The 15842-nt window shown below is 61.8% G+C and carries 17 protein-coding genes and 1 tRNA gene; 4 read left to right on the forward strand and 14 right to left on the reverse strand.

Annotation, left to right across the window (positions count from 1 at the left end; all coding sequences use genetic code 11):
* Window positions 1-95 precede the first annotated feature (95 nt).
* From GQ59_RS20360 to GQ59_RS32020, 4 genes are all read right to left on the reverse strand, one after another.
* On the reverse strand, window positions 96-1718 hold the full coding sequence (locus GQ59_RS20360; RefSeq protein WP_037084527.1) for an ABC-F family ATP-binding cassette domain-containing protein: 1623 nt from the start codon (window positions 1716-1718) through the stop codon (window positions 96-98).
* A gap of 83 nt (window positions 1719-1801) precedes the next feature.
* Window positions 1802-3298 (reverse strand): trigger factor, encoded by a 1497-nt coding sequence (gene tig / locus GQ59_RS20365; RefSeq protein ID WP_037084741.1) that lies wholly within the window; start codon window positions 3296-3298, stop codon window positions 1802-1804.
* Window positions 3299-3460: 162 nt separating this feature from the next.
* A tRNA-Leu gene (locus GQ59_RS20370) sits at window positions 3461-3545 on the reverse strand.
* A 59-nt stretch (window positions 3546-3604) separates the two neighbouring features.
* Window positions 3605-4084 (reverse strand): hypothetical protein, encoded by a 480-nt coding sequence (locus GQ59_RS32020; protein ID WP_152564407.1) that lies wholly within the window; start codon window positions 4082-4084, stop codon window positions 3605-3607.
* Between the two features lie 190 nt (window positions 4085-4274).
* On the opposite strand from GQ59_RS32020, the gene GQ59_RS31325 reads away from it, so the two are divergent.
* From GQ59_RS31325 to trmFO, 3 genes are all read left to right on the forward strand, one after another.
* Window positions 4275-4421, forward strand: a complete 147-nt coding sequence (locus GQ59_RS31325; RefSeq protein WP_065814773.1) for a DUF1127 domain-containing protein — start codon at window positions 4275-4277, stop codon at window positions 4419-4421.
* A gap of 249 nt (window positions 4422-4670) precedes the next feature.
* Window positions 4671-4814 (forward strand): DUF1127 domain-containing protein, encoded by a 144-nt coding sequence (locus GQ59_RS31330; protein ID WP_007762204.1) that lies wholly within the window; start codon window positions 4671-4673, stop codon window positions 4812-4814.
* Window positions 4815-4961: 147 nt separating this feature from the next.
* On the forward strand, window positions 4962-6386 hold the full coding sequence (trmFO, locus tag GQ59_RS20375) for a methylenetetrahydrofolate--tRNA-(uracil(54)-C(5))-methyltransferase (FADH(2)-oxidizing) TrmFO (protein WP_037084529.1): 1425 nt from the start codon (window positions 4962-4964) through the stop codon (window positions 6384-6386).
* On the opposite strand, the gene GQ59_RS20380 is transcribed toward trmFO, so the two are convergent.
* The 4 genes from GQ59_RS20380 to yajC all read right to left on the reverse strand — a co-directional run bounded on the left by GQ59_RS20380 (window position 6364) and on the right by yajC (window position 8650).
* Complete coding sequence (locus GQ59_RS20380; protein WP_051904106.1) at window positions 6364-6816, reverse strand: hypothetical protein; 453 nt, start codon at window positions 6814-6816, stop codon at window positions 6364-6366. The two genes, trmFO and GQ59_RS20380, sit on opposite strands and share 23 nt — an antisense overlap.
* A 120-nt stretch (window positions 6817-6936) precedes the next feature.
* Window positions 6937-7791 carry a phytoene/squalene synthase family protein gene (locus GQ59_RS20385; protein ID WP_037084531.1) on the reverse strand — a complete coding sequence of 285 codons (855 nt, stop codon included), beginning with the start codon at window positions 7789-7791 and terminating at the stop codon, window positions 6937-6939.
* Between the two features lie 3 nt (window positions 7792-7794).
* The gene (locus GQ59_RS20390; protein ID WP_037084532.1) at window positions 7795-8181 is read right to left on the reverse strand and encodes an Mth938-like domain-containing protein; all 387 of its coding nucleotides are present in this window, start codon (window positions 8179-8181) and stop codon (window positions 7795-7797) included.
* Between the two features lie 100 nt (window positions 8182-8281).
* On the reverse strand, window positions 8282-8650 hold the full coding sequence (gene yajC / locus GQ59_RS20395) for a preprotein translocase subunit YajC (protein ID WP_037084534.1): 369 nt from the start codon (window positions 8648-8650) through the stop codon (window positions 8282-8284).
* Between the two features lie 196 nt (window positions 8651-8846).
* Here yajC and GQ59_RS20400 point away from each other — a divergent pair, with 196 nt between their 5' ends.
* Window positions 8847-9719, forward strand: coding sequence for an ATP-binding protein (locus GQ59_RS20400; protein WP_037084536.1), 873 nt, complete (start codon window positions 8847-8849; stop codon window positions 9717-9719).
* A gap of 55 nt (window positions 9720-9774) precedes the next feature.
* Here the strand turns inward: GQ59_RS20400 and GQ59_RS20405 are convergent, their stop codons facing one another.
* The 6 genes from GQ59_RS20405 to tatB form a co-directional block, all read right to left on the reverse strand.
* A complete protein-coding gene (locus GQ59_RS20405; protein WP_037084537.1) occupies window positions 9775-11382 on the reverse strand; it encodes a peptidoglycan DD-metalloendopeptidase family protein in 1608 nt (535 codons plus the stop codon).
* 148 nt (window positions 11383-11530) lie between these two features.
* Entirely contained in the window at window positions 11531-12169 is a 639-nt protein-coding gene (locus GQ59_RS20410; RefSeq protein WP_432762601.1) for a protein-L-isoaspartate(D-aspartate) O-methyltransferase, read from the reverse strand.
* Window positions 12170-12177: 8 nt separating this feature from the next.
* The gene (gene surE, locus GQ59_RS20415) at window positions 12178-12948 is read right to left on the reverse strand and encodes a 5'/3'-nucleotidase SurE (protein WP_037084540.1); all 771 of its coding nucleotides are present in this window, start codon (window positions 12946-12948) and stop codon (window positions 12178-12180) included.
* On the reverse strand, window positions 12948-14231 hold the full coding sequence (gene serS, locus GQ59_RS20420) for a serine--tRNA ligase (protein WP_037084542.1): 1284 nt from the start codon (window positions 14229-14231) through the stop codon (window positions 12948-12950). Before serS ends, surE begins: the two co-directional genes overlap by 1 nt.
* A 55-nt stretch (window positions 14232-14286) precedes the next feature.
* Entirely contained in the window at window positions 14287-15111 is an 825-nt protein-coding gene (tatC, locus tag GQ59_RS20425; RefSeq protein ID WP_037084544.1) for a twin-arginine translocase subunit TatC, read from the reverse strand.
* A complete protein-coding gene (gene tatB / locus GQ59_RS20430; protein ID WP_084683235.1) occupies window positions 15108-15821 on the reverse strand; it encodes a Sec-independent protein translocase protein TatB in 714 nt (237 codons plus the stop codon). Before tatB ends, tatC begins: the two co-directional genes overlap by 4 nt.
* Window positions 15822-15842: the final 21 nt, after the last annotated feature.

Below are 15842 nucleotides of genomic sequence, written 5' to 3' on the forward strand. Positions count from 1 at the left end.
GGAGATCCGGCGGACAGGCGTCGAAGACGTCACAGCGTCTGCCGGCCGGAACTGGTGGAGGCCGACGCCACTCCACCTCTGCCCTGCATTGATCCTTAGCTCCGCAGGCCCGGCGCCTCGTAGCCGGTGCGTTCCACATATTCCGTATAACCGCCGTCATAACGGTGGATGCCGTCAGGCGTCAGTTCGAGCACGCGATTCGACAGTTCGGCGAGGAAATGTCGGTCGTGGCTGACGAACAGCATGGTGCCTTCGTATTCCGACAGCGCCTTGATCAGCATTTCCTTGGTGTCGAGATCCAGGTGGTTGGTCGGCTCGTCGAGGACGAGGAAATTCGGCGGGTCGAACAGCATGGCCGCCATCACCAGACGCGCCTTCTCGCCGCCGGAAAGCACCCGGCATTTCTTCTCGACGTCGTCGCCTGAAAAGCCGAAGCAGCCGGAGAGTGCTCGCAGTGCCCCCTGCCCGGCGCGCGGAAACTGTTCCTCCAGCCATTCGAAGACGGTCAGGTCACCGTCCAGCAGATCCATGGCGTGCTGGGCGAAATAGCCCATCTTGACGCTGGCGCCGATCGAAACGCTGCCTTCGTCCGGCTCGGTCGAGCCCGTCACCAGTTTCAGCAGCGTCGACTTGCCAGCCCCGTTGATGCCCATGATGCACCAGCGCTCACGCCGCTTCACCATGAAGTCGAGACCTTCGTAGATCGAGCGGCTGCCGTATCGCTTGGCGACATTCCTGATGTTGACCACGTCTTCGCCGGAACGCGGCGCCGGCTGGAATTCGAAGGCGACCGCCTGTCGGCGCTTCGGCGGCTCGACGCGCTCGATCTTGTCGAGCTTCTTCACCCGGCTCTGCACCTGGGCCGCATGGGACGCGCGGGCCTTGAAGCGCTCGATGAACTTGATCTCCTTGGCCAGCATCGCCTGCTGGCGCTCGAACTGCGCCTGCTGCTGCTTTTCGTTCTGGGCCCGCTGCTGCTCGTAGAAACCGTAGTCGCCGGAATAGGTGGTGAGCGACCCGCCATCGATCTCGATGATCTTGGTGACGATGCGGTTCATGAACTCGCGGTCGTGCGAGGTCATCAGCAGGGCGCCGTCATACCCTTTGAGAAACTGTTCCAGCCAGATCAGGCTTTCGAGGTCCAGATGGTTGCTCGGTTCGTCGAGCAGCATGACGTCCGGGCGCATCAGCAGGATGCGTGCGAGCGCCACGCGCATCTTCCAGCCGCCGGACAGCTTGCCGACATCGCCGTCCATCATCTCCTGGGTGAAGCTCAGGCCGGCGAGAACCTCGCGGGCTCGGCCTTCGAGACCGTAGCCGTCGAGCTCCTCGTAACGCGCCTGTACCTCGCCGTAGCGTTCGATGATCTGGTCCATCTCATCGAGGCGGTCCGGATCGACCATCGCCGATTCAAGCTCGTGCAGTTCGGCGGCGACGGTGCTTACCGGACCTGCACCGTCCATCACCTCGGTAACGGCGCTGCGGCCGGCCATCTCGCCGACATCCTGGTTGAAATAACCGATCGTCACGTTCTTTTCGACGCTGACCTGCCCCTCGTCCGGCATTTCAGAGCCGGTGATCATCCGGAAGAGCGTCGTCTTGCCGGCGCCGTTCGGGCCGACGAGGCCGATCTTCTCGCCACGGTTCAGCGCCGCGGCCGCCTCGATGAAGAGGATGCGGTGGCTGTTCGACTTGCTGATGTTTTCAATACGGATCATGGGCGGGCGAGCTCGAAAGGTTTCATCACAACAAAAAGCCGGGTCGTCGCCGACCCGGCTTTTCTACACAATCAATGCGAAGCTTATTCGGCGCCGTCTTCAGCGGCCTTCTTCTTCGGAGCAGCCTTCTTCTTCGGAGCGGCAGCCTCTTCGCCTTCGGCGGCTTCGTCAGCAGCCTCGGCCTTTGCAGCCTTCTTCGGAGCAGCCTTCTTCTTGGCCGGCTTTTCAGCCTTCTCCGAGCCTTCCTCGTCCTCAGCCATCAGCTCTTCCTTAGTCACGACCTTGTCGGTGACCTTGATCTCGGAGAGCAGCTTGTCGACGACCTTCTCTTCGAAGATCGGCGCGCGCAGCGAGGCGGAAGCGCCGGGGGTGTTGCGGAAGAAATCGAGGATTTCCTTCTGCTGGCCCGGGAACTGCTGCAGCTGCGCATAAAGCGCGCGCTGCATTTCTTCCTCGGTCACTTCGACGCCGGCCTGTTCGCCGATCTCGGAGAGAACCAGGCCGAGACGAACGCGACGTTCGGCAAGCTTGCGGTATTCGACGCGTGCATCTTCCTCGGTCGTCTCTTCGTCTTCGAAGGTCTTGCCGGACTGCTGCAGGTCGGTGTTGATCTGACGCCAGATGTTGTCGAACTCGGCGTCGACGAGACCCTGCGGGGTGTCGAACTGGTACATGCCGTCGAGCTGGTCGAGGATCTGACGCTTGACCTTCTGGCGGGTGACGTTGCCGTACTGGCTTTCGATCTGGCCGCGGACGATCTCCTTCAGGCGATCGACCGATTCGATGCCGAGCTTGGAGGCGAGTTCGTCGTTGATCTCGAGAGCGGCGGGAGCAGCGACTTCCTTGACGGTGACGTCGAAGGTGGCTTCCTTGCCGGCAAGGTTGGCGGCCGGATATTCGGTCGGGAAGGTTACGTTGATGGTCTTCTCATCACCGGCCTTGACGCCGACCAGCTGGTCTTCGAAGCCCGGAATGAAGCGGCCGGAGCCGAGAACCAGTTCGGCATCTTCGGCGGTGCCGCCATCGAAGGCAACGCCGTCGACCTTGCCGAGATAGTTCATCGTGACGCGGTCGCCATTGGCGGCCTTGCCGGTCTTGGTCTCGAAGGTACGGGCGCTTTCGGCAATCTTTTCGATCTGCTCGTTGACTTCGTCTTCGGTGACTTCGACGACTTCACGAATGACGGAAAGGCCGTCGGTCGGCTGCAGTTCGATGTCCGGGATGACTTCGTAGGAGAGCGTGAATTCGAAATCGACCTCGGCGTTGAGGATCTTTTCCGCTTCCTTCTCGTCCTCGGTCATGGCGACCGACGGCTGGGTCGCCGACTTCTCGCCGCGGTCGGAGAGGATTTCGGTCGGGCGCTCACGGACGATCTCGTTGACGAGATCCGCCATGATCGACTTGCCGTACATCTTCTTCAGATGAGCGATCGGCACCTTGCCCGGACGGAAACCGTTGATGCGGACCTTGTCCTTGGCGTCGGCGAGGCGCACGTTCAGCTGCGCTTCCATATCCCGCTTGGGAATAACGACCTTGATTTCGCGCTTCAGCCCTTCAGCGAGCGTTTCGGTAACCTGCATTTTCATACCTTCATATCGTGGCGGCGGTGCTCAGACAGCCGTTGGTTTCAATGAGCACATCGCCGGAACTTTGAGAGACCGGCCGCGGCTTCAAGGAGCGCCGATCCTTTAGCCAGAACCGGCTCGGACCGCACTCCTGGCGGTTTTGATGCGGGGCGGTTCTGGTGCGGGTAGAGAGACTTGAACTCCCACGCCTTGCGGCACCAGAACCTAAATCTGGCGTGTCTACCAATTTCACCATACCCGCGCCCCAGCCGCGTCGAAAATCCTCGTCGCACAAGGCCTTCCGGAGCGCGCGTCTCTATATCACCCGTTTCGGCGCACGCAAAGGGAAAATGACGCTTTTTTGGCAGCTCCGAGAAACCGCGGTGGATAGGCGAATTTGCTCCTGCCGCAACCGGTTGAAGCGACGATTCTCGGGTTATTTAACTTTTTATTAAATTCTAATGTGTACATTGGAATCAATGGCGATGTGAGCCATGCAATAACCGCATGCCATCCATACGGATATTGCACTGCACAATTTTGCTGCCTTCTCATAATATGCAGATACAGAGATTGATTGAAGGTTTCGATCTCTCTGGTTTGGACGGTTTGGCGCCCGCCCTGAACGATGCAGATGCCCTCGGGGAGTTCCCCGTGACAGGAATTCGAGCCGCGCACTCCTCCTCCCAGCGCGGGCTTGATGGGACTGGCGATCCTCCTCCTCCCAAATCGCCAGTCGTTACAAATGGCGCCCACCGGACCTCCTCCCCCGGTGGGCGTTATTTTTTTGTCCTGCAGCATGGCGCCTGCCTAAAACCAGCGCAAAATTTCAGCACTCCTGCATGGTAAACGATCTCGTAATGCGCCGGATGCATAGGTGGCATTCCGAATAGGCGCTGTTACTTTTTGCAGCGCAACATATATTAGCGGTCATGAGATTGAAGTCAGCGCCAAACGGGCTGCTGGCAAGGGCCTAGAAAGGGACAAGATCATGAACATCGCACAGAAGCTCACCACCTGGCGCAAGTACCGCGAAACCGTCAACGAGCTCGGCCGCATGAGCGACCGCGAACTCAATGACCTCGGCATCGGCCGCGCCGACATCCGCCGCGTCGCCCGGACTGCCGTCGGCTTCTAAGCCTCGCACAGACATTGATGCACCATCCAAAAGCGCCTCCTTCGGGAGGCGCTTTTCTTTTTGTTCATGGAAATTCAAGGCCTAAAATTGCTGCCTGATTTTCGATCGGCGCCGCAAATTTCAGCGATCTCCTGCACATTTGCATGGCAGTCGCACATTTTTTGCACTGCACATTCTTATTATGCGGATGTATAAGACCCTCATCGCTGATGACGACAGAGCATCAGGAAAAATATTGAGGAAACAACCATGAACCCGATCCGTATCGCCAAGAATTGGATCAGCTACCGCCGCACGATGAACGAGCTTGGAAATCTTTCGAGCCAGGCCCTCAGCGACATCGGTCTGACCCGCTACGACATCCGCCACATCGCGGCCCGCTCTTTCCGCTAATCCGCTTCTCGCAGGCGGGCCCGCGCGGTGTTTAGCCGTCGCGGCGAGAATATGCGGTCCGAGAGGACACCCAAGGACGTATCAAAGGCACCTTCTCGGGTGCCTTTTTGATTCCGGTCCGGCAAATGGCGTGATAATGAGCCGGCCATGAGCAATATTTCGACCTCCCCCACCTCTCCCGCTGCCATCCATGTCGTCGGCGGCGGCCTTGCAGGTTCCGAAGCAGCCTGGCAGATCGCCTCGGCGGGCGTGCCGGTGATTCTCCATGAAATGCGCGGCGTGCGCGGCACTGATGCCCACAAGACGGACGGACTTGCCGAGCTCGTCTGCTCGAACTCCTTCCGCTCCGACGATGCGACCGCGAATGCCGTCGGCGTCATCCATGCGGAGATGCGGCTTGCCGGTTCGCTGATCATGGCATGTGCCGACAGACACCAGGTACCGGCCGGCGGCGCGCTCGCCGTCGACCGCGACGGATTTTCCCACGCGGTCACCGAAGCGATCGAAAAGCATCCGCTCATTACCATCGTGCGCGAGGAGGTCCAGGGCCTGCCGCCGAAGGAATGGGATCTGGCGATCATCGCCACCGGCCCCCTCACCTCGCCGGCGCTTGCAGCCGCGATCCAGGCGGAGACGGGCGAGGACCAGCTCGCCTTCTTTGACGCCATCGCGCCGATCCTGCACCGTGATTCGATCGACATGGACATCTGCTGGTACCAGTCGCGCTACGACAAGGTCGGGCCCGGCGGCACCGGCAAGGACTATATCAACTGCCCGATGGACGAAGCGCAATACAATGCCTTCGTCGATGCGCTGATCGCCGGCGACACGGTCGGGTTCAAGGAATGGGAAGGCACGCCCTATTTCGACGGCTGCCTGCCGATCGAAGTGATGGCCGAACGCGGCCGCGAGACACTGCGCCACGGGCCGATGAAACCGATGGGGCTCACCAATACCCACAATCCGACGGTCAAGGCCTATGCGGTCGTGCAGCTCCGGCAGGACAATGCGCTCGGCACGCTCTACAACATGGTGGGTTTCCAGACGAAGCTAAAATACGGCGCCCAGGCGGACATTTTCCGGATGATTCCCGGCCTGCAGAATGCCGAATTCGCAAGGCTCGGCGGCCTGCACCGCAACACCTACATCCACTCGCCCGTCCTTCTCGACAAGAGCTTGACGCTGAAAAGCCGACCGGGCCTGCGATTTGCCGGCCAGATCACCGGCTGCGAAGGGTATGTAGAAAGTGCGGCGATCGGACTTCTCGCCGGCCGTTTCGCGGCTGCCGAACGCAAGGGCGAAACGCTCTCCGCACCGCCTGCAACGACCGCGCTAGGCTCGCTGCTCGGCCATATCACGGGCGGGCATCTGGTTTCGGAGGACGAGCCAGGCAAGCGCTCATTCCAGCCGATGAACGTCAACTTCGGGCTGTTTCCTGAGCTGGAGCCGGGGTCGATCGTCAAGCCGGAGGGCGTCAAGCGTTTCCGCGGCAAGGACAAGACGGTGATGAAGCGGCAACTGCTCTCCGCCCGCGCGCTTCAGGATTGCGCTAGTTGGCTCGGTCGGGGGTGACATCCCCGGAAGACGTCGCCGGCTTTTCCTCCAGATCGCGATCGGCAACGCTGACATAGTTGTCGAGCAGCCAGAGGGCCACTTCGGCCGCCTCCTTTTCCGTCGCGAAGAGATAGGTGCCGTTCTGCGTCGATGCGTCCAGAAACTCGACGGTGAAACCCCTGGCGTTCGGCAATGGGGTCACGCGCACCCGGCCAGGCTCGATCAGAAAGCAGGCGTAATGGTTGCGGTGGCTGCGCATGAAGCCGGCCTTGTTGTCGTGCAGGCGCACGAAGATGGCGTCGCCATTGGCCGTCACATGCAGGCTGCGGATCGCCTCATTGGGAAAGGCCCGGCCGAACTCGAGGATAGCCATCCCCGTGTCATGCAAGTTGCCGTCCTTGTCCCTGTCCTTGCCGGACATTCGCGTGACGTAATAGGCAAGCGCCATGAGGAGTACGAAGATGATCGACCAGACGACAACGGGGCTCACACCGCTTCTCCTTATGATGGCGCCGGATTTCTGCTTTTCGTCCCTTAGCGGGCGAGCCTTGCGCGAATTTGACGCCCGTCAAAAGCGCCTGGTGACGGAGGCCTTCATGAGCCGCAATTGGCGCCGCCACTGCGGCAGTTGCAGGGTGGTGTCGAGCACCGAAGCACCTGCACGCGCCGCACGGCGCAGGACCGGTTCGGCAAGCGCCACAGGCAGATAGGCCGGAAAGACCGCTGCCGGGATAGTTCCCGACTTCCTCGCCTTGGCCAGATGCTCCAATCCAAGCCCGGCAAAGGCCTCGATCGCGGCGGAAACGCGCGGTCTGTCCTCGCCGCGCAGAAATGTATCACGGTCGAGCCCGGTCGCCGAGAGAATATCGAGCGGCAGATAGAGCTGATGACGACGGCGATGGATCGGCATCAGGAGCAGGAAACCGGCGATCGCCTGCGCGACGCCGGCGTGGCCTGCCGCCTCCGCAGATTTTGCCGCATCGGCGGGAGAGAGAATCAGGCTCGCGAGCTGGATGAGCGCCGAAGCGGTCTCGCCGGCATAACCTTCGAGCGCGTTGCGATCGGTCAGCGGATCGTCATAGAGGTCGAAAATGCGCGCCTCGATCATGTCGACGAGCGTCTGGCGCGGCAGGTGGTAGGTCTCGACTGCCTCAAGCAACCCGGCGGCGATCGGGTTGCCGGTGCTGTCGCCCGCAGCATTGCCTTCGAGGAGGTCGCGCCACCATTGCAGGCGGATTTCGCCCGGAAGCGGCTCACGCACCACGTCGCGGACGCGGGCGATCTCGGCATTGAAGGCATAAAGGGCCGCCAGTGCCCCGCGCTTGTCCTCCGGCGACAGAAGACAGGCGAGATAGCGGTCGCGGTCCGTATCCCGAAGCGTTGCGAGGCAGATGTCGCCGTTCTGTCTGGCTGGATCGGCCATGTGTCAGACGGCAATCAAAGCTGCGGCGACGGCGCGCGATTCGGCGAGCATGATGTTGAACGTGCGCACGGCGGCACCGGTGCTCATCGGATCGGAGGCGATGCCCTTGGCTTTCAACGCCGCTTTCACATCCGCCGGTATGGGCTTGAGGTTGGCGCCCATGCCAACAAGCAAAACTTCGATCTCGCTTGATTCGGCGAGCACCTTCATCAGGGAAGCGACAGTCAGCGGTTCACCTTCGTGCAACTCCCAGCCGTGGATGCCGGAGGGAAGGCAGAGCAGCGAACCTCGATGCGACATGTCGGCAAAACGGAAACCGCCATTGCCATAAGCATCGATGGGAGCGCGACCGGGGAAATGGGCGTCGCGGATTTCGATGCCTTTCGCCATGGGTCACATGCCTTCTCGAAGAGGTTGCGAGCCGGAGATGATCCGGCTCTTTTTAAGTTCAGGGCGCTGTATCAAACAGGGCCGCCGTATCGGCGAAGCTTTAGGAAGCCGTTCCGGTCTTTGCAGGTTCGGTCTTGACCGGCTCGCCCTTGACGCGGACTTCGGCGATATAGGCGCGCATGGCGCGGATCTTTACGCCTTCGGCGATTTCGACTTCCACTTCAGCGTCGTCGATAACCTTGGTCACCTTGCCGGATATGCCGCCGCCAAGAACGACCTGGTCGCCGCGGCGGATGTTGGACAGCGTCTCCTGGCGCTTCTTGGCATTGGCGCGCTGCGGACGGATCAGGAAGAAGTACCAGACCACCATCAGCGGCGCGAACAGGAAGAGCATCTCAAGGCCGGAGCCGAACGCGGAGGCTCCCGGTGCTGCGGCTGGGGCCTGGGCGAATGCTTCGGTAATGAACATCGAAAACTCCTAAGATTACCGGAGACGCCGGGCCCCCGTTTCAAGCCGCCGGAATATAGTTGCGATAGGCCGGAATGCAACAGAAACACGCCGGCCGGCGTACCGAATCCACGGCTCTCAGGCTTTTGATGCACAAACGAGCGTGTTACCGCAGCGAAAAGGCTCAAAAACTCGCCGATGCGGCCGGAGAAACACCATGAGCAACGATATCAACACCCTGATCCTGACCGAGATCCGCAGGCTTGCGGATGCGCTGGAGCGGCTCGCCGGCCCTCCACCCGCCATCAACGACTGGAACGCTGCAAACTGTTTCGTCTGGGTACCGGCAAACCAGCGCCTGCAGCCGGTGCCGCGTCCGAACCGTGTCGCCCTGACATTGATCCGGGGCGTCGACCATGTGCGCGATATCCTGCACGAAAACACCCTGCGGTTTGCGGAAGGCTTTGCAGCCAACAACGTGCTGCTGTGGGGCGCCCGCGGCATGGGCAAATCGTCGCTGGTGAAGGCTGTCCATGAGGACGTGCGCGCCGCGACGGGGATCTCGCTGAAACTCGTCGAAGTGCATCGCGAGGACATCGCCTCGCTCCCTGCCCTGCTCGATATCCTGAAAGCTTCCGGCCAGCGCGTCATCGTGTTCTGCGACGACCTTTCCTTCGATCACGACGATACCGCCTACAAGTCGCTGAAGGCGGCGCTCGATGGCGGCATCGAGGGCCGGCCGGACAATGTTCTGTTCTACGCGACCTCCAACCGTCGTCACCTCCTGCCACGCCACATGATGGAGAATGAGCAATCGACGGCGATCAATCCGTCCGAAGCGGTCGAGGAAAAGGTCTCGCTGTCGGATCGCTTCGGCCTGTGGCTCGGCTTCCACAAATGCAGCCAGGACGACTACCTGAAGATGATCGACGGATATGCCGAGTACTTCGAACTCGGCCTCGATCAGCAGAGCCTGCATCACGAGGCGCTGGAATGGGCGACCACCCGCGGCGGGCGTTCGGGCCGCGTCGCCTGGCAATATATCCAGGATCTCGCCGGACGGCTGAGGAAGCCGCTCTCCAGGGACTGAAAACGCAAAAAGCCCGGCACTGCCGGGCTTTTCTCCGTCCCTTGAAACGCACTACTTATTCAAGGAAGGTAATCGGGTTGACCGGGGTCGCGTCCTTTCGGACCTCGAAGTGGACCTGCGGGCGCTTCGCGTCGCCGCTCATGCCGGAGGCGGCGACCGTCTGGCCGCGGGTGATCTTCTGCCCGCGCGTGACGTTGATGCTGCCGGCATGGCCGTAGACGGTGACCTTGCCGTCGTCGTGACGGACGAGAACCGTGTTGCCGAGCTGCTTCAGGCCGTTGCCCGCATAGATGACGACGCCGTTTTCGGCAGCCTTGATCGGCGTGCCTTCCGGAACCGAGATGTCGATGCCGTCATTGCGGTTGCCGTCGACGTTCTGGCCGTAACCGGCGATGACGGCGCCGTTGACCGGCCAGCGATACTTGCCGATGCCGGTAGACTGGGGCGCCACGGAAGCGACGTCCGACTTCTTCTCGACGTCGGCGACGGATGCGCTGTCGACGGCGGCCTTGGCCGCGGCCGGCGCCGGGGCCACCTGAGCAACCTGAACAGGTGCCGCGGGAGCGGCCGGCTTCGGAGCCACGGCCGCCACCTTTTCGACCGGCTTCTGCGGAATGGATGCGGTCTTGACCGGATCGGCCGCGCCGTTTGCCACCTTCAGCGTCTGACCGATGCGGACGCCGCCCGATGTCAGGTTGTTGGCAGCCTTCAGCTGGTCGATCGGCGTGCCGGTCTCGCGGGCGATCTTGGTGATCGTGTCGCCCGGCTTGACCACATAGGTGCCGCCGACCGGCTTGCCGCCCGGAGGCGTCAGCTTGGCGGGTTCGGCAATCGCCTTGTCACGCGCCGAGGTCGGCAGGACGGCGAGTTTCTGCTCGGGCTCCCGGGCAGGCGCCGGAGCCTTGTTCTGAAGGTCGATCGTGCCGGCGGCGTTCTTCGCCGAGTTCTGCGCCGTACCGAAGGTAGGGATCAGGACGGACTGGCCGGGGGCAACGGCGCCGCCGTTTGCCTTCAGGATTTCCTTTTCCGGAACGCCGTAACGCTTGGACAGCGTCGAGACCGTTTCGCCGGGCTTCAGGGTCACCTTGGGAGCGTTGACCGCTGACCAGCCGGACATCGGCTTCGGGGTCGTTCCGGTGACGACATTGTCAGCCTTCAGCGTCGAGGCGGACGGAGCGACAAGCGTGTTGGCGGCCGGCTGACGTCCCGGGAATGGCTGGGCGAGCGCCTCCTGGCGAGCCGTATCGCGACCCATCGGGGCAGCGCTACGCTGCGCCGTGGCGCCGGTCGGAGCTGCGAGTTCGGATCGCTGCACAGCAACGGGAGCGGATGCGGTGCGCGCCGGAGAGGTGTAGCCGCCGGAATTGCCCGGATAGGGCTGGGCCATGGCGGTGTTGCGCGAGCCGTAGTCGTTCCGCGGGATCGGCGGCAGCGCCTGAGCCTGGCCGGAGCCGAGATCGGCCTGGGGGGTCGGTGCGCGGCCATAGGCCCCACCGCCCTGTCGCTGCGGAATGGACGCGGTCGTTATGTTGTCGGATTTCGAAAAGAGCCCCGAGAAACGCGTCGCGTCCGAACTGCACCCTGTCGCAGCACTGGCGAGCAGCGCCGCGACGGCAAATTTGATTACAGATTTTCCGAATTTCGGAGAACTCTTCATACGCATGACTCGACCTACAGATACGCAACCATCGTGAGAGTCATTAAAACGCGTTAGTCTTACTGCACCGTTAAAGGGCAGACATTCTCCTAAAAATTTAGGGAAATTGATAACCATGACGGCTGAAATGCCGTCGCGGCATGGAACAAACGGCCTAGAGCGCCGCCGCGATATGCGGAACGATCGGCAAAAAAGGCACCGGGAACAGATCCTCCCGCTCGAATCGGCTGCCTGTCTTGGTGAGGCGCACCATCATGCAGGACTCCCCGTCCGTGAGCGGCGCGACCATCGAACCGCCATGCGTGAGCTGCTCGGCGTAGAATCGCGGCAGCGAAGAAAAGGCGGCCGTGACGAAAATGCGGTCGAAAGTGCCCTCGCCCGGCATGCCGTTGCCGCCATCCGCCTGGCGCACGACGACATTGCGCAGCCCCAGTGCATCCATGCGGGTGTTGGCGGCGGTGACCAGGGTGCGGTATCGCTCTACGGTCAGCACCCGCTCGGCGATGCGGGCTATGACGGCGGCCGTGAAGCCGCTGCCCGTGCCGATTTCGAGCACCCTGTGACCGGGCTTGACTTGGAGGCGGTGGAGCAAGCGCACGGCGAGATCTGCGCCTTCCATGAAGGACCCGCAGTCGATCGGCACGGTACGGCTGGAATAGGCGTCCTCCGCAAGCGACGGCGGCACGAACTGCGAACGCGGCGTCTGTTCAACGGCGGTCAGCAGATCGAGGTCGGAAATGCCTTCCGACCTGAGGCGCAGCACGAGCGCCGCAAAACCCTCTTTTTCGACCATGCCCGATTTCAATCGGCAGCTCCGAATCCCAGTGCTTTGGCGACACGATCCTGAACCGAATAATCGGTCAGGTCCAGCTTGAGCGGCGTCACGGAGATCTTGTTCTCCTTCAACGCCTGGATATCGGTGCCCTCACGGAAATTGCCCTTCCGCTCGCCGAATCGCAGCCAGTAATAGGGCTTGCCGCGGCCGTCCTCGCGGGCATCGATCGTCAGGCCGAAATCGAGCTTGCCCTGCGAGGTCACTTCTACGCCCTGCACATCGCCCGGTTCACAATTCGGGAAGTTCAGATTGAGGAAGGTGCCGTCCGGCAGATCAACGTCGATGAGCTTGCCAATGAGATCCGCCGCGTACGATTCAACGACTTCCCAAGGCACCACCCGACCGTCTTCGCGCCGCACGGCCTGGCTGAGCGCAAAGGAGCGCACGCCCTGCAGCGTGCCTTCGATCGCGCCTGCGATCGTGCCCGAATAGGTGACGTCATCGGCCATGTTGGCGCCATCGTTGACGCCCGAGAGCACCAGATCCGGTTTTCCCGGCAGGACTTCGCGAATGCCCATGATGACGCAATCGGTCGGCGTGCCGCGCAGCGCGAAATGCTTGTCGCCGACTTTGCGAAGACGGAGCGGCTCGGAGAGCGTCAGCGAGTGGGCAAGCCCGCTCTGGTCGGTTTCCGGCGCGACGATCCAGACGTCATCCGAAAGTTTCCGGGCAATCCGTTCGAGAACGGCGAGGCCTTCGGCGTGAATGCCGTCGTCGTTGGTCAGAAGTATCCGCATCAGGCCGCCCGCTCGATCTTGCTCAGGCCACCCATATACGGCAGAAGCGCGTCCGGAATTGTGACCGAACCGTCCTCGTTCAGATAATTTTCCATGACCGCGATCAGGCAGCGGCCGACCGCCACGCCCGAGCCGTTCAGCGTGTGAACGAACTTCAGCGCCTTGTCGTCCTTGGCGCGATAACGCGCATTCATGCGACGCCCCTGGAAATCGCCGCAGACGGAGCAGGACGAGATTTCGCGGTAGGTATCCTGACCCGGCAGCCAGACCTCGATGTCATAAGTCTTGCGCGCGCCAAAACCCATGTCGCCGGTGCAGAGCGTCATGGTGCGGAAATGCAGGCCGAGGCGCTTCAGCATGTTCTCGGCGCATTCGGTCATCCGCTCGTGCTCCGCGATCGACGATTCCTGGTCGGTGATCGACACGAGTTCGCACTTCCAGAACTGGTGCTGGCGCAGCATGCCGCGGGTATCGCGGCCGGCGGAACCAGCTTCCGAACGGAAGGACGGCGTCAGTGCGGTGAAGCGCAGCGGCAGCTTTTCCTGCTCCAGAATTTCCCCGGAAACGAGGTTGGTAAGGGTCACTTCCGCCGTGGGGATGAGGTAACGGCCATCCGTCGTCTTGAAGAGGTCTTCCTCGAACTTCGGCAACTGGCCGGTGCCGTACATGGCGTCCCCCTTCACCATCAGCGGCGAAGAGACCTCGGTGTAGCCATGCTCGGTCGTGTGCATGTCGATCATGAACTGGCCGAGCGCCCGCTCAAGCCTGGCGAGCTGGCCAGTGAGAACGGTGAAACGCGAACCGGAGAGCTTGGTCGCGCGCTCGAAATCCATCATTCCGAGCGCTTCGCCGATCTCGTAGTGCTCCTTGGCAGCATGGTTCCAGCGCGGCTTTTCGCCGACGACATGCTTGACCACGTTGTCGTGCTCGTCCTTGCCGACCGGTACGTCGTCAAACGGAATGTTCGGGATGCGCGACAGGGCATCGTCGAGCGCTGCGACGGCGTCGCGCTCCTCCTGCTCGGCGACCGGCATTGTCTCCTTGATGGTCGCGACTTCGGCCTTCAGCCTTTCAGCGAGCTCGGAATTCTTCTGTCCGAGTGCAATACCGATCTCCTTGGAGGCGGCGTTGCGGCGGGACTGCATATCCTGAAGCTTCTGGATGACGGAACGGCGCTTGTCGTCCAGCGCCAGGAGGGTTGCCGCCATGGGCTCTGCGCCGCGCTTGTTGAGCGCCGCATCCAAAGCCCCTTCGTTTTCACGGATCCACTTGATATCGAGCATCTTGCCTTGCCTTTAGAGCGGAACGCCGCGGACTCGCAAAGCAGGCCGGAAGGCTTCAGGCCTTGTCCGTCTCCGCAACATCCGAAGGTTCCTGCTCCGAAAGCTTGTCCTCGGCACGTTTGCGCTCGACGAGTCGTGCGGCGTAGATGGAAATCTCGTAGAGAAGGATGGTCGGCAGTGCAAGACCGATCTGGGACATCGGATCTGGCGGTGTCAGCACGGCTGCGACCACGAATGCCAGCACGATCGCGTATTTGCGCTTCTCCCGCAGCCAGTCGCTGGAGAGGATGCCGACGCGTGCGAGCAGCGTGGTAACGACCGGAAGCTGGAACACCAGACCGAAAGACAGGACCAGCGTCATGATCAGGCTCAGATATTCCGAGACCCGCGGCAGAAGCGAAATGCCGACTTCACCTTCCGTCGGCGCCTGCTGCATGGCGAGGAAGAACCACATGACCATGGGAGTGAAGAAGAAATAGACCAGCGCGCCGCCCATCAGGAAGAGGACCGGCGAAGCGACCAGGAACGGCAGGAAGGCCGCCCGCTCGTTCTTGTAGAGGCCCGGCGCCACGAACTTGTAGATCTGCGAAGCGATCACCGGGAAGGCGATGACCAGCGCCCCGAACATCGCCACCTTCACCTGGGTGAAGAAGAATTCCTGTGGAGCGGTATAGATCAGCTCCGACTTGGAGAGATCGAGGCCGGCCCAGATGACAGCCCATTTATAGGGAACGACAAGCAGGTTGAAAAGCTGCTTGGCGAAGAAGAAACAGACGACGAACGCGATGAAAAATGCGCCGATCGACCACATCAGCCGGGTGCGCAGTTCCATCAGATGCTCGATGAGCGGCTGCGGCTTGTCTTCGATGTCACCGCTCATGCGTCGTCCTTCGGGGTATCAGCTTTTTTCGGCGTGCGCTTGCCGGCCGGAGCCTTGACGATCGCCTCATCCACAACCTGGGCAACGGGAGCCGGTTTCGCCGCCGCGCGACTGCGTTTCGGTTTTTCGACGACGGCGACCGGAACCTCGGCGGTCTCGACGGCGGGTTTTGCCTTTGCGGCGGTCTTGCGGACAGGCTTCTGCTTTTCCACGACGGTTGCTGCCGCTGCTGCCTCAGGCGAGGCAGGCGCGGATTGGGCCGGAGCCGGTACAGGCGCAGCTGTCGGGGATGCAGGCGCTGCCAGCGGGAAGTTTGCGGGAACCTCCGGAGCGGCCTCGACGCTCGACGTGCCCTCGACAGCTTGCCGGGCCTCGATATCGGTCTCGCTTACGGCCGGCGTCGGCATCTGCGTCGCCTTCTGCAGATCGGCGCGGATTTCCTGCCCCATCTGCCGGAGGGGATTGATCGCATCCCTCAGCGCGTTTGTCGGGTTCAGCCGCTGCGCATCCGAAATCGTCTTGCGCACGTCGTCGAGTTCCGATTCCTTCAGCGCCTCGTCGAATTGCGAGCGGAATTCCCCGGCCATCTTGCGCAGATTGGTCGTCATCTTGCCAAAGGCCCTGAGCATGGGCGGCAAATCCTTCGGACCAACCACGACGATCAGCACGATCGCAATGACGAGAAGCTCGGTCCAGCCGATATCAAACATTCAACGAGGCTCCTGGAACCC

It is taken from the genome of Neorhizobium vignae (assembly GCF_000732195.1).
Classification (GTDB): domain Bacteria; phylum Pseudomonadota; class Alphaproteobacteria; order Rhizobiales; family Rhizobiaceae; genus Neorhizobium; species Neorhizobium vignae.

Bases quoted from the DNA above. Each gene is read 5' to 3' on its own strand.
- GQ59_RS20400 (WP_037084536.1), top strand. From the start codon at position 8,847: ATGAGCAACGATATCAACACCCTGATCCTGACCGAGATCCGCAGGCTT.
- tig (WP_037084741.1), bottom strand. From the start codon at position 3,298: ATGCAGGTTACCGAAACGCTCGCTGAAGGGCTGAAGCGCGAAATCAAG.
- yajC (WP_037084534.1), bottom strand. From the start codon at position 8,650: ATGTTCATTACCGAAGCATTCGCCCAGGCCCCAGCCGCAGCACCGGGA.
- trmFO (WP_037084529.1), top strand. From the start codon at position 4,962: ATGAGCAATATTTCGACCTCCCCCACCTCTCCCGCTGCCATCCATGTC.
- tatC (WP_037084544.1), bottom strand. From the start codon at position 15,111: ATGAGCGGTGACATCGAAGACAAGCCGCAGCCGCTCATCGAGCATCTG.
- GQ59_RS20385 (WP_037084531.1), bottom strand. From the start codon at position 7,791: ATGGCCGATCCAGCCAGACAGAACGGCGACATCTGCCTCGCAACGCTT.
- GQ59_RS20410 (WP_432762601.1), bottom strand. From the start codon at position 12,169: ATGGTCGAAAAAGAGGGTTTTGCGGCGCTCGTGCTGCGCCTCAGGTCG.
- GQ59_RS31325 (WP_065814773.1), top strand. From the start codon at position 4,275: ATGAACATCGCACAGAAGCTCACCACCTGGCGCAAGTACCGCGAAACC.
- GQ59_RS20405 (WP_037084537.1), bottom strand. From the start codon at position 11,382: ATGCGTATGAAGAGTTCTCCGAAATTCGGAAAATCTGTAATCAAATTT.
- tatB (WP_084683235.1), bottom strand. From the start codon at position 15,821: ATGTTTGATATCGGCTGGACCGAGCTTCTCGTCATTGCGATCGTGCTG.
- GQ59_RS20390 (WP_037084532.1), bottom strand. From the start codon at position 8,181: ATGGCGAAAGGCATCGAAATCCGCGACGCCCATTTCCCCGGTCGCGCT.
- GQ59_RS20380 (WP_051904106.1), bottom strand. From the start codon at position 6,816: ATGGCGCTTGCCTATTACGTCACGCGAATGTCCGGCAAGGACAGGGAC.
- GQ59_RS32020 (WP_152564407.1), bottom strand. From the start codon at position 4,084: ATGCTGCAGGACAAAAAAATAACGCCCACCGGGGGAGGAGGTCCGGTG.
- surE (WP_037084540.1), bottom strand. From the start codon at position 12,948: ATGCGGATACTTCTGACCAACGACGACGGCATTCACGCCGAAGGCCTC.
- GQ59_RS20360 (WP_037084527.1), bottom strand. From the start codon at position 1,718: ATGATCCGTATTGAAAACATCAGCAAGTCGAACAGCCACCGCATCCTC.
- GQ59_RS31330 (WP_007762204.1), top strand. From the start codon at position 4,671: ATGAACCCGATCCGTATCGCCAAGAATTGGATCAGCTACCGCCGCACG.
- serS (WP_037084542.1), bottom strand. From the start codon at position 14,231: ATGCTCGATATCAAGTGGATCCGTGAAAACGAAGGGGCTTTGGATGCG.